General features: G+C 69.1%; 6 protein-coding genes. 3 read left to right on the top strand and 3 right to left on the bottom strand.

The annotated features are described in order from the left end of the window. Positions 1–4: 4 nt before the first annotated feature. The 3 genes from D7X74_RS17860 to D7X74_RS17850 form a co-directional block, all read right to left on the bottom strand. The gene (locus D7X74_RS17860; RefSeq protein ID WP_120534175.1) at positions 5–1,084 is read right to left on the bottom strand and encodes a TauD/TfdA family dioxygenase; all 1,080 of its coding nucleotides are present in this window, start codon (positions 1,082–1,084) and stop codon (positions 5–7) included. Then, positions 1,081–4,644: a condensation domain-containing protein gene (locus D7X74_RS17855; RefSeq protein WP_158622248.1), complete on the bottom strand. Its 3,564-nt coding sequence runs from the start codon at positions 4,642–4,644 to the stop codon at positions 1,081–1,083. The genes D7X74_RS17860 and D7X74_RS17855 overlap by 4 nt, the downstream gene beginning before the upstream one ends. A gap of 208 nt (positions 4,645–4,852) precedes the next feature. Further along, complete coding sequence (locus tag D7X74_RS17850) at positions 4,853–7,468, bottom strand: MupA/Atu3671 family FMN-dependent luciferase-like monooxygenase (protein ID WP_120534173.1); 2,616 nt, start codon at positions 7,466–7,468, stop codon at positions 4,853–4,855. 179 nt (positions 7,469–7,647) lie between these two features. Here D7X74_RS17850 and D7X74_RS17845 point away from each other — a divergent pair, with 179 nt between their 5' ends. The 3 genes from D7X74_RS17845 to D7X74_RS17835 all read left to right on the top strand — a co-directional run. After that, complete coding sequence (locus tag D7X74_RS17845; RefSeq protein ID WP_120534172.1) at positions 7,648–8,010, top strand: YciI family protein; 363 nt, start codon at positions 7,648–7,650, stop codon at positions 8,008–8,010. A gap of 360 nt (positions 8,011–8,370) precedes the next feature. Beyond that, positions 8,371–10,860, top strand: coding sequence for an ATP-binding protein (locus tag D7X74_RS17840; RefSeq protein WP_158622247.1), 2,490 nt, complete (start codon positions 8,371–8,373; stop codon positions 10,858–10,860). A gap of 507 nt (positions 10,861–11,367) precedes the next feature. Further along, positions 11,368–15,824, top strand: a 4,457-nt coding sequence (locus tag D7X74_RS17835; protein WP_233602151.1) for a hypothetical protein, incomplete at its 3' end; no start/stop codon positions are given.

The raw sequence follows: 15,824 nt of genomic DNA, 5'->3' as shown, positions 1-15,824 counted from the left end.
GCGTTCAGCCTGGAGGGGAATCGCGGGGCGCGTCCGCCACCGGGGCGACCTCGCTCCACGGAAACGGACGGGCCATGCCGGCCAGCACGCGCCGGGGTCCCACGAAGGACGAACGCGCGTGGGCGGCCAGCAGGTTGTCGATGACGAGCAGGTCCCCCTTCTCCCAGGGGAACATCACCTGTTCGGCCTCATACGCGGCGCGCAGCGTCTCCATCACCTCGGGCTCGATGGGAGCGCCGTCGCCGTAATACGTGTGGTTGGGCAGCTCTTCCTCACCCAGGTCCGCCAGCAGCGCGGAGGCCACCGGCGCCGGCAGCGTGGAGACGTGGAAGAACGTGGCGTGGTTGAACCAGACGGGCTCGCCCGTGACGGGGTGCAGACCGGCCGCGCGACGCACCTGCCGCGTGCGGAGGCGGTTGCCGTCGCGCCATTCCACCTGGATGCCGCTGCGCTGACAGTATGCCTCCACCTCGGCGCGGTCCTCCGTCTGGAACGCCTGCTGCCAGCTCAACCCCAGCCGGTGGCCGAAGTTGCGGACGTACGTGTAGCCCTGCTCCAGGAACCGCGCGCGCACTTCGGCCGGCAGGCGCTGGAAGATGCGTCGCGTGTCCGCGAGCGGCGTCTCGCCACCCTGTTGCGATGGCAACACGCAGGCGAAGAAGAGGCGCGCCGGGAAGGTCTGGTTGTAGGACTGCTCGTTGTGCAGGAAGATCCGCTCGGACGGCGGGTGGTCCGTGGACGTGTAGATGTTCCCGCTCACCTGCGAGCGCGGCGACGAGCGCTCCTCGTAGGCCAGCGCTTCATCCGCCATCGCCTGGATGGCCCGGTCCATGGCCTCGGGCGTCACCACGTCGAAGCCCCGGAACAGCACGGCGCCATGCTTGTGAATCTGCGCGTCCACGAGGGCGCGGTGCGTGCGGCCCCAGTCCGCCAGCTCGATGCCCGGCAGCGCCGGCCGGGCCACCACGGGCAGGTGCAGCCCGGGCCGCAGCTCCTCGAAGCGCACCCAGTCCTGGCCGGAGCCATCCACTTCGCGCCTGCGCAGCTTCGGGAGTGCGCGCTTCGGTTGACCATCCGTCGTCATGATTCGCTCCCACCGCGACGGCGCACGCCGCGGAACAGTTCCTTGCGAGAGGACTGGAGCGCCTGTGCCCGCTCCTGCTGCCGCTGGCGCTCACGCTCCACGAGCACCCCGTGCAGCTCCTCCAACGTCGCGTCCGGCCGGGCCACCGCCGCGGCCAGCGTCGCCTCGTAGTCCTCCGCCAGCCGCGCGAGCGTGGCCGCGTCGAAGAGGGCGGTGGCGAAGCGCAGCACGCCCTGGAAGCGGCCCTCGGACTCGGACAGCAGCACGGATAAGTCGAACGGCGAGCCGCCGTCGTCGATCTCCAACTGGCGCAGCTTCAGTCCCGGCAGTCGCAGCGCGGGAAGGGGCGCGTTCTCCAGGACGAACATCACCTGGAACAAGGGGTTGTAGCGGGCGTCGCGCGGTGGCCGCAGCGCCTCCACCAGCTTGTCGAACGGGACATGCGGATGCGCCTGTCCCCCCAACGCCACCTCGCGCACGCGCCCGAGCACCTGCCGGAAGGTGGGGTTGCCCTCCAGGCCCACGCGCAGCACCAACTGGTTGACGAACAGGCCAATGAGGTTCTGGGTGCGCGCGTGCTCGCGGCTGGCCACGTCCGTGCCCACCACCAGGTCCGTGTGGCCGGTGCGCGAGTGCAGCACCACCAGGAAGCCCGCCAGCAGCGACATGAAGGGCGTGGTGCCCTCGGCCCGGCCCAACTGCCGCAGCCCTTCGCTGAGCGCCACGGAGAGCGACACCGGCTGCCGCGCGCCCTCGAAGTGCTGGCGCTCCGGACGCGGCTTGTCCAGGGGCAGCTCCAGCAGCGGAGGCGCTCCCGACAGGCGCTCCTTCCACCACGAAAGCTCCTCGTCCAGCAGGCCACCCTCCAGCCGGCGACGCAGCCACGCCGCATGGTCGGCGTACTGCACGGGCAGCTCCGGCAGCGGCAACGGTCGGCCCTGCGCGAAGGCCGCGTAGAGCGCGCCCAGCTCCCGCACCACCACGCCCATGCTCCAGCCGTCCGACACCACGTGGTGCAGCGTGAGCAGCAGCCGGTGCCGCGTGTCGGACAGCTTCAACAGCTTCGCGCGCACCGGCAGCTCGCGCTCCAGGTCGAAGGGCCCGCGCGCCTCCTGGGCGGTGAGGCGCTCCGTCTCGGCGGCCTGCTGTGCCTCCGGCAAGCCGCTCAGGTCCACCACCGCGCCCGGGAGCGCCAGCGGTCCGCCCGCTGGAACACCCGAAGGCGCAACGATGTCCTGCACGCGGCGGCCCTGTGAGCGGGGGAAGCGCGTGCGCAGCGCTTCATGCCGGTGGACGATGGCCTCCAGGCTGCGGGTCAGCACCGCCACGTCCAGCTGTCCCTCCAGCTCCACCGCGGCCGGGATGTTGTAGGCCGCGCTGCCCGCCGCGAGCTGATCCAGGAACAGCAGCCGCTCCTGGCCGTGCGACAGCGGCGCATCGCCGCGAGCCCCCGCCACCAACGGCGGCGGTGCGGCGGTGGGATGGCGCAGCTCCGCGAGCCCCCGCGCGGTGAGCGCTTCCAGGTGCACGCCCTCCAGCAGCAGCGCCACCGGCAGGTGGATCTCCAGCTCCTCTTCCAGCGCCGCCTTCAGCTCGACGGCGTGGATGGAGTCCAGGCCCAGCGCGGTGAGGGGCCGGGTCGCCTCCAGCGACGACAGCGGCACGGACAGCGCCCGTGACAGGTGCCGCCGCAGGTACGTGCCCAGCAGCGCCGCGCGCTCCGCCTCGGATGCGGTCAGCAGCGCGGCGCGCGTCAGCCGGAACTCTTCCGGGGCAGCGACCTCGGGAGTACTCACGGCGTCGGTGGAAGCGTCGGCGAGGGCTTCCTGCGCGAGGATCTCCAGCCCGTTCGCCAGATACTGCGTGCGGCACGCGCGCCGCTGGACCTTGCCGCTGGACGTCTTGGGCAGCCCGCCCGCGGGGATGAGCACCACCGTGTCCACGGCCACTTCGTGGCCCTGCGCGATGGCGCGCCGGATGGCGTCGATGGCGGCGGACGGTTCGCCCAGCACCTTGCGATCCACCTCCAGCACCACCACCAGCCGCTCCTCGCCGCCCCGGTCCACGGAGAACGCGGCCGAGCAGCCCGGACGCATCGCCGGGTGGCTGGACTCCGCCGTCAGCTCCAGGTCCTGCGGGTAGTGGTTGCGGCCGCGCAGGATGATCAGATCCTTGATGCGGCCCGCGACGAACAGCTCCTGACCGGACACGAAGCCCAGGTCGCCGGTGCGCAGGTAGGGCCCTTCGCCGGTGTCGGCGCGGCGGGCCCGGAAGGTGGCCTCGCTCTCCTCAGGGCGCTCCCAGTAGCTGCCCGCGACGCTCGGGCCGCGCAGCCAGATCTCCCCCAGCCGGCCCTCGGGCACGGGCAGGCGGGACTCGGGCTCCACGATGATCAGCTCCTGCCCGGGGATGCTCACGCCGCTGCCCACCAGCGTGCGCGCGTCCGTCAGCTCGGAAGGGGCGGGTGCCTCCGCGCGGCCCTGCTGGAGCGCGTCCTGCCGGTACACGCGCTCTACCGGGGGCGCGGCCTTGCGTCCACCGGAGGCGATGAGCGTGGTCTCCGCGAGGCCGTAGCACGGGTAGAAGGCCTCCTTGCGAAACCCCGAGTCCGCGAAGGCGCGCGTGAAGCGCTCCAGCGTCTCCGCGCGCACCGGCTCCGCGCCGTTGAAGGCCACGTCCCAGGAGCTCAGGTCCAGCGCCGCGCGCTGCTCCGGCGTCGTCTTGCGCACGCACAGGTCGAAGGCGAAGTTGGGCCCGCCGCTCGTCGTCGCGCGGTATCGCGACACGGCCTCCAGCCAGCGCGCCGGCCGCTTGAGGAAGTCCAGCGGCGACAACAGCACCACGGGGAAGCCGCCGCACAGCGGCTGCAGCACGCCGCCAATGAGGCCCATGTCATGGTACGGCGGCAGCCAGATGACGCCGCGGCTGTCGTCCGAGTGCTCGAAGCACTGGTGGATCGCCAGCGAGTTCGCCAGCAGGTTGCCGTGGCTGAGCATCACGCCCTTGGGCGTGCCGGTGGAGCCGGAGGTGTACTGGAGGAAGGCCAGCGCCTCCCGCGCCGTGCCCGGATCCTTCCAGGCACCGGCCTCGCTGTCCTCCACCGCGTCGGTGGCCAGCCACGACAGGCCGGCGAGCGCCGCCGACTGCTCGCCCATCGACTCCATGAAGCCCTGGATGAAGCCCGTGGTGAGCGCGAACCGCGCCCGCGCGTCCTGGATCACCGCCTCCAGCCGGGGCAGCGTGCGCGCCAGTCGCATCGGATCCGGCGGATACGCCGGCACCGCCACCGCGCCGGCATACAGACAACCCACGAAGGCGGCCACGTACTCAAGACCTGGAGGGTAGAGCAGCAGCACCCGCTCGCCCCGAGCCCCGCGCGCTTGCAGCGCCGCCCCGATGGCCCGCGCCCGTCGATCCAGGTCCCCGTAGGTGAGGTGCGCCTCCTCCGAGTCACCATCCACGAGGAACGTGTAGGCGAGCTGGTCCGGGCGCTGCTCCGCCCTGCGACGCGACAGCTCCACCAGCGTCGACACATCTTGTAACAATTCAGGCGAACGCATGCGTTGGGCCGACCGAGATGTGTCGAGACCCGACTCCCCGAAACGACCCGCAGGGGCAGTACGAGACTCATGCAGCGTGAGCGGAATTATTCGTGGAAAACGTACAGTACAGTTAACACAGCACGTTACAAACTGTCCATGTTGACAGGCAGTTCCTGGTCGAGGCCCTTGATACATCGGGCCTCTGACAGGGCTTCCCGCGCGGGTGCTACAGGGTGGGGCCGGGATGCTCGGCGGACAGGCTGTCGGTCAGTCTCACCGACAGGGCGGGGCGTGCGCCCGGGAGCCGTTCCGCGAGGTACTCGGTGAGCACGCGTTCCATGCGCAGGGACTCGTCCTGCACCAGCCGCTTGAGTTCCGCCAGGTGCGTGAGGCTCTGGAGGACCGCGTCGGTGCCGACGCCGAAGTCGATGAGGCACGCGACCTCGTCCACGTCTCCGGCGAGCAGCTTGTCCACCATGGGCAGGCAGGACGTCACGGTGCCGATGAGCGCGCCGGAGCGGTAGTAGCGCTCGAAGGCGTACGAGGCCAGGTAGTCCGCCCACTTGGGTTCGTTGATGTCCACCTGGAGGTCCAGGCTCTTCACCATGGTCTGCATCAGCGCCACGTGCGCGCGCAGGTACGCGGTGAGCGGAGCGCGCACCGTGTCCAGCACGTCGTCCACGTCCTGGCCGACGAAGGTGTGCATCATCAGCGTGGCGGTGCGCTGGTCGCGCGCGTGGCCGGCCTTGTCCGCCGCCGCGTGGTAGAGGCCGATCTTCTCCAGCGCCTCTTCCAGCGGCTGGCCCAGCAGGGACGTGAGGACGTTGTAGCCGCCGGTGCCGGTGCGCTCGAAGAGGGCGGGGTCCGTGGCGCACGTCACCCACGTGGGCAGGCGGGGCTGGATGGGGCGGGGGAAGACCTTCAGGTCCACCTCCTTGCCCACGCCGTCACGGGCCGGCACGGACTCGCCGCGCCACAGCCGTTCAACCTTCTCCAGGTTCTCCCACATGACGTCGCGCTTGCGGGTGAAGGCCTCCGGGTTGAGGGCGAAATCGTTGGGCACCCAGCCGGAAGCGATGGAGATGCCAGCGCGGCCGCCGGAGAGGTTGTCGACGATGGACCACTCCTCCGCGACGCGGAAGGGGCTCTGCAGCGGCAGCACGACGCTGCCCGCGCGCAGGCCGATGTGCTTCGTCATCGTGGCCAGGCCCGCGGCGAGCAGCGACGGGTTCGGGTAGATGCCGCCGTGTTCGTGGAAGTGGCGCTCCGGGGTGGAGACGGAGGAGAAGCCGTGCGCGTCCCCGAACTTCGCCGCCTCCAGCAGCAGGCGGTACTTGTCGGTGGTGCCCGCGTCCTCGTCCGCGAAGAAGAACAGGCCGAAGTCCAGCTTCCGCGCGCGGCGGCGGGTGGGCACCACGTGCGCGACGAGCCGAGAGCCCTCCACGCGCACGTCCACCGCGCGCACCTCCGGGTGCCACGCCAGCAGGGCGCGCAGCTCCTCCGGCCCCACGGACGTGCTCGCGGTGGCGGGGCTCCGCGCGGTGCCGCCGGCGAAGTCCAGCACCTCGCCCAGCGTGGACAGCTCGCGGTCCGGTTGCGTGGCGATGACATCGAGCAGCGCCGCGAGCTGGCCCACGAGGCGGATGACGTCCAGGGGCGCGAAGCGGTTCGCGTCGTGGTGCAGCCGCAGCGCCAGCCGCTCGCCGGCCACGGCCTCCACCGTCAAGGGGAAGGAGGGCGGGGCGGAGACGTGACGGAAGGAGCCCAGGCCCAGGCCGCGAGCCAGCGGCTTCAGCGTGTCCTCTTCCGGGGGCTCCCACGCGAGGACAACGCTCTGGAAGAGGGGGACGTCCTCCGGCAGCTTCAGCCACTGGCGCACCTGGGACAGGGAGGCGTGCTCATGGCGCTGGGCCTCGGACAGCTCGGCCTGGAGGGCGCGCAGCCAGCGCAGGGGCGTGCCCTGGGCGGGGATGGAGAGCCTGCGCGGCAGCAGGTGCGCGAAGCGGCCCACCAGCGGTCGGCCCTGGACGAGCGTGGCGGTGCGGCCGGGGACCTGTGCGCCGAACACGACCTCCGCGTTGCCGGTGTGGTGGCGCAGCATCAGCGCCCACGCGGCCTGAAGCAACGTGCCCAGCCCCAGCTTGTGCTTGCGCAGGAAGGCCAGCACGTTGCCGGACTCCGTCGCGGGCAGCAGCAGTTGTTGCAGGCCGGAGACAGTCACGGGGCCGGCTTCGGAGCGCACGGCCAGCAGGGTGGGGCGCGGATCCTTCAGCGCCTCTCGCAGGTGGGTCTCCGCGTCGCCCGAGCCCTGGGCCTCCATCCACGCGAGGTACTCACGGAACGGCCGCGCCTTCTCCAGCCCGGCGTCGCCCTTTCCCCGCGCGGCCTGATACAGGCGCAGCAGCTCCTCCAGGCAGAGCCTCGCGGCGCCCGCGTCCAGCGCCGCCGCGTGCCATGCGAAGACGAGGAAGGACGCCTCCGGGGCGGTGCGCACCACCGACAGGCGCACCAGCGGCGCGGACGTCAGGCCCATGCCCCGCTTGCGATCCGCTTCCAGCCAGGACTCCAGGCCCTGGGGCGCGTCCGCCCGTTCCAGGGCAGGGGAGAGCTTCTCGCGGACCACCTGCATGGGCTCCGGCATCCCCTGGAGGAAGAACGCGGTGCGCAGCGCGGTGTGGCGGCGCACCAGCTCCCGCAGGGCCTCCTCCAGCAACGCTTCGTCCAGGGGGCCCCGCACGTCCGCGACGAGGTGTTCGAGGGGCGCTTCCGGCACGGGCGACGGTGGCAACAACAGCTCCCGCTGGGCGGGAGTGAGCCGGTAGACGTCCTCGACGTTCTTCATGGTGCGCTCGACTCCTCGGCGGTCCGGCTGACACTGAAACACCGGACGCGGTGTGCTTGCGGGACGGCGAAGGTATTACGGACCGCGCCCTCGCGGGAATGACCTGGGGGGCCGGTCAACTGGACGGGGGACGGCTGGGCGTGGCCGTGGCATAGAGGGGGCAAGGAAGGGAGTACGCCATGTCGTTCATGCTGTTGATCCAGTCGGAAGAGCGGGCGCGTCCCCGCACGGAGAGCGAACGCCGCATCGCCGCCGAGCGGATGGAGCGCATGCAGCGCTACGGCGCGGGCCTCCACGCCCGGGGCCTGCTCATGGCCAGCGATTCGCTCAAGTCGGATGAGGAAGGCGTGCGGATTGAAACCCGTGGAGGCAAGCGGACCTTCAGCGACGGTCCGTTCACCGAGTCCAAGGAGATCGTCGGAGGCTTCTTCCTCATCAACGTCAGCACCCGCGAGGAAGCCCTGGCCATCGCCAGCGAGTGCCCGGCGGCGGAGTGGTCCACCGTCGAGGTCCGCCAGAGCGGTCCCTGCTACGACGAGTGAGTTCCCGCAGATGTCCACATGCAACACCCTGGTGACCCAAGCGGGGGCGCTCTGCCCGAAGCTCCAGGCCATCGTGGACGCGGGCGAACCGCGAGCCGGTGTGCTTCTCGGAGACTGACCAGCTCCAAGTGGACCGCGAAGACCGAGGCCACCTCGCTCCGCTGCGATACCGCGACCGAGCTGGTTCCGGGGTGCATGATCCTCGGCACCACGCCGGATTCCCCGTAACGCATCGCAGACGAATGGGCTGCGGTGCAATACCCCTTAAGAGGGATGGCCGGCTTCGCTCTGGTCGGCTGTCATCGGCGCGCGTGTGAGGATTTTCCTCCTCGTGCCATGCTTGTCCTGGGGAGGGTCGTCATGAAGGTCATGATTGGCGATACAGTCGTCTTCAAGCACCAGTCGGGAAGTCCCATCGGGATTGTGACGCGGCGCAGCGGGGCCACGCTCACGGTACGGCTGCCCCTCCTGGACAATGCCCTGGAACGGGTTTCCCGCGCGGAAGTGGAACCCCTGGCCCTCTGGCTGGCGGATGCTCGGAGGCGGCAAACGAAGTTCAGCAACACGCTGAGCCTCGTCGGCCAGTCTTCCTTGTCCGAGTTGGTCAAGACGTTTGGCTATTCCACCGACGTCAAGATGCAGCGCGCTTCGCTTGAGAACGTCGTGCGCCAACTGCAACGGGCGGGGCTTGATGTCACGCCGACGACGGGGAGCTGGGATCGCCATGCCCCCTTCGTCCTGGCGCTGAAGAAGGCCCTCATCGCTCCCGTTCCGGACGACGATGAGGACAAAGCGCCGGAGCTGGAGCCGTCTCGCTCCTTTGCGCTGCCCCAGCCCTTCTGGCCGAGCGCTCTGGGCTTGTCGCAGGATCGCGAAGTGGCGTTCCTTCGAGCGCTCACCGGTCCCGAGCCGATCCTTTCCTTGCTCTACCTCCCGGAGCGCCGCGACACCGCGGACTGGCTCCAGCCCACGTGGGAAGGGGTGATGGGCTGGGCCTATCGCTGTGCGCAGCGCTTCGTCCGGACAGGAGGCGCGGAGCATGCGGCACCGCAAATCGTGCGAGGTTCCTCCCCGTTGTTGCATGGGTATCTCAAGCCCTCTGTTCTCGGTTCGGACGGCCCCCGGCTCCACGACGCTCCCCATGCCTTGAATCTCATCTCGCTCCGGCGTGACACAGATGCTCCCGTCGATCTGTCTCGCCTCCTGGCGACATGGCCGGGCCCTGTATTCGAGTTCGATGCCACGGCGATCAGCGGGGACGGAGCCCCCGTGTCCCGGTTGCTGTTGATGGTGGGGGGCAAGCCCGAACTGGAGTCGCAGGATGTCGTGTCACAGCTGTCCCCCTTGAAACTGGTGTTGTGGAGCCGCGAAGCCAGCGCCCACGGTGCCGCGCAGGCGCTGAATTCCTGGGGAGACATCCTCACTCGAACGCCGCTCTCCCGGTTCAAGGGCAGCAACGAAAGCGGCACGACGCTGTCCCTCAAGGCCCGACTGGCGCAGTGGATCCTTTCGCGCGAGCCCCAGGCATCCCTCCAGTTCGAGCACCATCGGACCGAGATCCTGGACGACGAGGGAGCCACCCAGGAGGTGACCCGGACGGATCTGCACGTGGAGGCACTGGGGACCTTCGAGGTGGAAACGCTGGTGGGCAGCGGACCGATGGAGTCCTTCTACCACCGGAAGATCTTCTCGCGGCGCAAGCCAGACGAGCCCTTCTCCCTGGTGGTTCCCAGTGAGACGCTGCTCTGGGCTGGGCCCTTCCTGGCGGATATCGCCCACCATTTGGGAGTTGGGGGCGCGGTGCTGGTGCCCGTCGCGGGGGGCGCATTCGCTTCACTTGAGTCCCGCGCTCTCGAGGAGAACGCCTCGGAGGTGAAGGATCCGGAGGAAGAGGCCCGGCGTGAGTCTCCGGTCGAGCGTCCGGAGCGTCGCGAGGACTCCCTGCCACGGTTGGACAACGTCGCTGGCTATACTTCCGTCAAGGAGCGGATCCAGCGCGACATCGTCTGGCCGGAACAGCGGGGGGCCTTGCTGCGCAATGTCTCCCGGGCTTCGGGGATCCTCTTCTTCGGACCGCCCGGGTGCGGCAAGTCGCTCCTCGCCCGGGCCATCGCGGGCGAACTGGAGCAGGAGGTGCGACTGCTGTCACCCTCGGACCTGCGAGGTCCCTACGTGGGGTGGGGACAGCTCATGATCCGCGAGCAGTTCGACTGGGTGGTCGAGCAGGAAAAGCGGATGCTCGTGCTCGACGAACTGGATGCGGTCGCACGTTCCCGTCGCTCCGGCAACATGCACAGCGATGAGAAGGCCGACGTCAACGAGCTGCTGGTGCAGTTGGATCGGGCAGGCCGGCTGCGCCGGATCATCGTGGGCACGACCAACTTCCTGGGAGCGCTGGATGAGGCGGTCATCCGCAGCGGCCGTTTCGGACGCTACGTCCCCGTGCCGCCGCCCGACCTGGGAGAGGCGGTGGAGATCGTCACCTATTATCTACAGCGGTTGGGCCGTGCGGAGTCGCCGGTGGGAGTCAGTGTTCCCGCCACTGCGGAACTCCAGACTTTCCTTGCGCCCCTGTTCCAGGCGAACCTGGTGAACCAGCGTTTCTTCTCGGGTTCGGATCTGGAAGCCGCGGTCACGGAGTCCTATCTGCGCTGCGCACAGGCGGAGGCCCCGACTCCCGAGCAGGGCGGGGGACCCGTGCACCTGACCGTGGAGGCGCTCGGCGTCGCCCTGGAGGGCGGACCACGCTCCGTGTCCGCCGCGTCCATCCGTCGTTTCCTCACGGAAACGCGGCGCCACTGCGGCTCCGACCTCGCCGATGCGCTGACGCGGCGTTTCCAGCCCGAGTGACCACCGCCCTGAAGAAGGCTCAGGGTCGAACGCGGTCGATGTGAACAGGCATTGCAGGCATCAAGGGGGCGCTCATTGCCGAACGAACAGGAAGTGTCTGCTTCATTGATTGTGAGGCAACTGCTGTCGACGCTGGAGCAGTCCTCCCTTCGCGAGGAGGCACGCTCCTTGCGACAGCAGTTCGATCTCCGGGGGTGGACGGGACTTGGGGCTTCGGACATCGCGCTGGTCGCGTCGCTCGTAGGCCGCCTGCAGACGCTTCCGCCGGTGGTCGTGCCCGCCGAGCCGCCTCCGCCCATCGCTCCGGTGCCGCAAGCGGAGCTGGAGCGCGCCGAGGAGCCTGGGTGGAGCCCGCTGGAGAACAGCGCGGCCTGGGTCGACGCCATTCCCCGGGGGCGGGAACTCCTCGGACTGCTGGATGCTCTTGCCCGGTGCGATGACGGGGACGAGGCCTTGGTGCTGTTGGAGCGCTTGTTCGTGGGCCATCTCCGGTACGAAGCGCATGGGGTGGATGAGACGCAGCGGCTCGATTCCACGATGGTCCTGCGTCGACTTCGCACCGTCGCACGCCATGGCGATTTCGTGGTGTCGCTGGCGGAGCTTGTCTTTCCCTATCCCCATGGCTCCACGTTCCAGCCCATCTTCCGCAGGCACCCCTATGGACTCGTGGTGGCCATCGCGCCGGGCTGGAACGCTTGTCAGTTCGCGTACCGGGTGGCGAAGGACGGCGGCAACTTCATTCCCAGGACCCGGCAGATGGTGGGCCATGCGAGGAGCGGCGAGCTGTGTGACACCCTGTTGATCTGGCTGCGGCGAATGAGCTTGCTCCGGCTGACGGGTGGGGAGGAGGTCGCCGCGCTGGTGCAGCGCGTGGAGGAGGCGTTGGATCCGGGCCCCGTGGAGGTGTCTCGGGACTGGAACACCGTCGCGCTGTCGCCCTCCCTGTCGCTTCCACCCGGTGTTCCGTGGGAGCGGCTCCTGGCCCATGAGCGGCGTGCGTTCCTTCAGGAAGACCTTGCTCCAGGACGGCCCCGGATGTGGTGGGGACTGGAGCGGGTCCTGCGCATGGCGCTCCCCTTCACCCTGGCCCACAAGCAGGGGAAGCTGTGCTACCGCGGCTATGACCTGGAAGCCCCCACCTCCTCCGAGATGGCGCGTCGGAGTGGCGGCAGCTGGTTTCGTCCTCTCAGCCTGCGGTTGGAACTGGTCTGTGAGGACGGAACGCGCCTGCCCATCCGGTTTCCCGCCGCAGTTCCCGAGGTGGACGACCGGGGTCGGGTGCTTCTGGATGGCACGTGGTACCGGTGGGTCCCAAGGGTCCTTGGCAAGGGACTGTTGACCTCGGGGGATGCACGCGCCCAGGAGGCGTCATTCGACGACGGGTTCGAGGAGGACATCGAAGAAGAACTGCCCATGCCCGAACTGGGTGGGGCCCCCGAGGAGGGGGGCTCCGAGCCTGAAGAGGAGTCCCCCCAGGAACTGCTGAAGGACGAAGGACTTGCTCCTTCACGGAGGCAGAACTTCCGCGACCCTATCGCGATCGGGACGCTGGCGGGCGCGAGTCTCTGCGCCCTGCTGGAACTCGCGGCGTACCGGAAGTTGCTCGGGATCAGCGCACGTCTGGGAGTCTATGAGGAGGATGCGCGCGAGCTTCCCCGGAAGCTGCTCGGCCTCCTGCGCGGACTCGCGGGCCGGGACGAGCGCTTGCTGTTGGTCAGCAAATACTTCCTCAAGGCCGTCCTGGAACTCGCTCCGGACGCGACCGCGCCCGAAGCACTGCTCCCTATCCTGCGACATGCGGTGTCGGCGGAGGCTGGCGTCGCACCCGCGTGGGCCTGTCCCGATGTGTCCTCCGAGCTTCGGCCGGGAGCCTGGGTGCCAGTAGCTGCGGCTCGGCTCACCCCGGGTGGCGATCTCGCAGTCCCCCTCCGAGATGCGTCGGGGGCGATTCGCTTGTGTGTCGCGAGGGTGCCGCTTACCCAGGTGAATCCGAGGGCGGGCGGCGTTGGGAGCATGGCGGCGCAGGCATGGATTTCCTGTGGATTGTCTTCCTTCGCCTCGCTTCCAGCGGGACGGCTGCAGGCCGCCGCACGGGTTGCCGTCCATGCGAGGCCCCTTTCGGACGGGCTTCGCGTAGTTCACATCCGGGGGCGCAACCTGGGTGCCCGGTGGACGGAGGGGACCCCGCTGCCGCTGGAGCGAGGGGTGGTGCCCTCGCGAGAAGTCAGCGTCCGGATTCCCGTGTTGCTCTGCGCGGAAGGCGTCGTCGCGCACCGCGTGCTGCTTTCGCGGGGGGCCACCGTGAAGGCCGGCGACGCCTGGCTGGAGGCACAGCGGTCGCTCTGGGCCAGGATTTCCAGAGGCCGTCTGAAGAACAAGAGCCTTCATGAAGTGAGCGTCTGGAACCTCGCGGCTCATGTCTTCACGCTCGCGCCGAAGAAGGCCACGGAGGAGGGCGAAGAGGAAGACAACCTTCCGCTGCTGACGCCGAAGCTTCCCGGGTCCGCGGAACGCTGGTTCATTCCTCCCGGCTTCCAGGGCCGGATCCTCGACCTCCGGGAAGAAATGGAGCGGGACAGGTCGGGGATGGGACTCGCCTGGCGGATCACGCTGGTTGTGGGCGATGATCCTCCGCCCTTTCCCTGGAGCCATCTCGTCCTGTCGGACGGACGGGTGCTTCCCTTTCAATCGGGGTTGAAGCGGGAGGACGCGCCCTATGGCGAGGACGGTCTACCGGCCCAGCTCGTCATCGAGGATCCGACCCTCGCGATCACTCCTCCAGAGGAAGTGTGGTTCGAGGGAGGCACCGGCGAATTGATCGAACGAGCCACCTCGCGGGTGGACGCCTGCCTCGTCCTTCCTGAAACCTCCCACCCGCTGGTCGGCCCGGACCTCCAGCTTCGCTTTCGTGCCCGCGATGGCGAAGGCATTCCCGCGAGCGCGGAGGCCCCGGCGCTTTCCAGCATGGAGCGCCTTTGGTGGACGGCGGCTCACCCCGAGGACGCGGCGCAACTGGCGAGTATCGAGCGGGCCTGGGCAGGCGGGGCTCCCCCCTTTCTTCCCCGTCTCGCGGAAGTCCTGGAGGCCGCCGGCATCGCGCCTCCTGAATGGAAGAAGTCGGAGGCGGCACGCAATGCGGACGGTGGCCGTTCCGTGAAGTTCGAGGCCCTGACCATGTCGCGGGTGCGCTACTGGGCCACCGGATACGAAAAGGAAGAAGACGCGCCCGTGCGATGGGCCTGTTGGTGTGGCCGTGCACAAGGACGCAGACGCGCCTTCGAGATGTGCGATCCCAATTCGTGGGGCTGTGGAACCCCGGTCGTGTTGCGACCGGCGTTGCAAGGCCGCCGTGCACTGCCGGTCCTCGGCCTCAGTGAGCCACTCCTCCATCCGTGGCGGATGGAGACCGCAGCCTGCCTGCTGGGCTTGACCCTTCATGAGTTGAAGACGCGGCAGATCCGCTCGGGTGCTGTGGTGCTGGGAATCCAGATGCGTCAGGCCCTGCGCAATGGGCCGCCAGGCGCCGCGGGCCTCAAGCGACTGGCAGGGCTCTCCGCCGCCGAGCGCGAACCCCTGCTGCGCGGCTTCAAGGCTCTTGAACACGACGCCGAGAAGCTGGGGGCGGGTCTGGTGGGCCGGCTCTTCCTCACGGGGATCTCGGTCCTCCCCAATGCCTTCCATCCGACGGGGATGCCCCCTGGTGGACCGGGGCCCGTGAAATCACCCCTGACGGAGGCCTACCAGCGGGTGCGCTTCGCATCGAACCGACTCGCCATCCTGCGCAAGTCGGACTCCAGGCTGTTGAGGGAAACAGCACGGGCGTCATTCCACGCGTCCGTCGAGTCACTGTTTGGCCCGGTGGATCAGGGGATGCATCAGGGCGAACCCACCAGCCTCGCGGGCCTCATCACACGTCTCTGGCCCTTCACCCGGGCGCCGGGCTTGCGCTCCGTGGTTCCTGGCCTGTTCCACATGGAAGGAAGGCCCGCGGGGGCCGACGACGACGGCACGTCCGTCGAGCGGGAAGTCGAGCGGATTCCACCGGTCTACGAAGTTTTGGCTAGGGCTTCGCCGGTCGTAGCGCGCCACAAGGATGCTGCCGCAGATTCGGTGGCGAACGATGACTTTGATTCCGAAGCGTCGCCGGATTCACCTCGTGAAGGCATCGAGCGGATGCGTCTTCGCACGACGCGGACATTGCCGGGCGTGACCACTACCGGGATCTTCTCGTCGAAGGACGCCATTTTTCTCCCTCTTTTGCCGTCACAGGCGCTGGAGCCCGCTTCGGCGGAGTTCTGGGAGGAACGGGCGGCGCGCGACCGGCTGCTCCGGGGGCATCTACCTCGCCTGATGGCGATCGTAGGAGCGTTCACCGCGTCGGACGCGGCGGAGGTGGAAGCTGAGGCAGGGCTTCCCGAATCGCGGAGGATGCCCCCCGGAAGCGTCGGGACCGTGACCCTTCGGGAGCTGATGGCTGCTTTGGTCCGGCAGGAGTCGCGGCCCCTGGAGTTCTGCCAACTCCTGGAAGCAAAGCGTCCCACCCCGCTCGTGGAGGACGGGGCGCGAGCGTGCGCGCTGATCGAGGAGACGGTGCGCCGGGCGTTTCCGGGAGAGGGTACTTGGCTGCATACCGGAAGACGCTTGCTGGCACGTGCGTTGGTGGGCTGGTGGAAGTCATTTCCCCGCGTGGGCGCTCCAGCGGGATGGACCTGGCTGCCTCCGAATCAGAAGGGGCCAGCCGGAGGTCGTCGTTTCGTGCCCCCTCTTGCCTCCGTCGCCTGGGCACAGTGGCCCGGCATGGCCGCCGTCACGGCGCCCGTCCGTTTTTTCGAGGAGCACGCAGGGCGCTCCGTGGAAGGACATTGGAACCAGACCCTTCTGCGGGTCCTGGGCCTGGAGGTAGAAGCGGTCCCCTCCAGCCCGGACCTTCCCGAAGCGCGGCCCACCCCTGAGCCCCTTGAAAC

It is taken from the genome of Corallococcus sp. CA047B (genome assembly GCF_003612065.1).
Classification (GTDB): domain Bacteria; phylum Myxococcota; class Myxococcia; order Myxococcales; family Myxococcaceae; genus Corallococcus; species Corallococcus praedator.
Note: the sequence above shows the minus strand (reverse complement) of the source record. Positions and strands in the feature narration are given on the sequence as shown.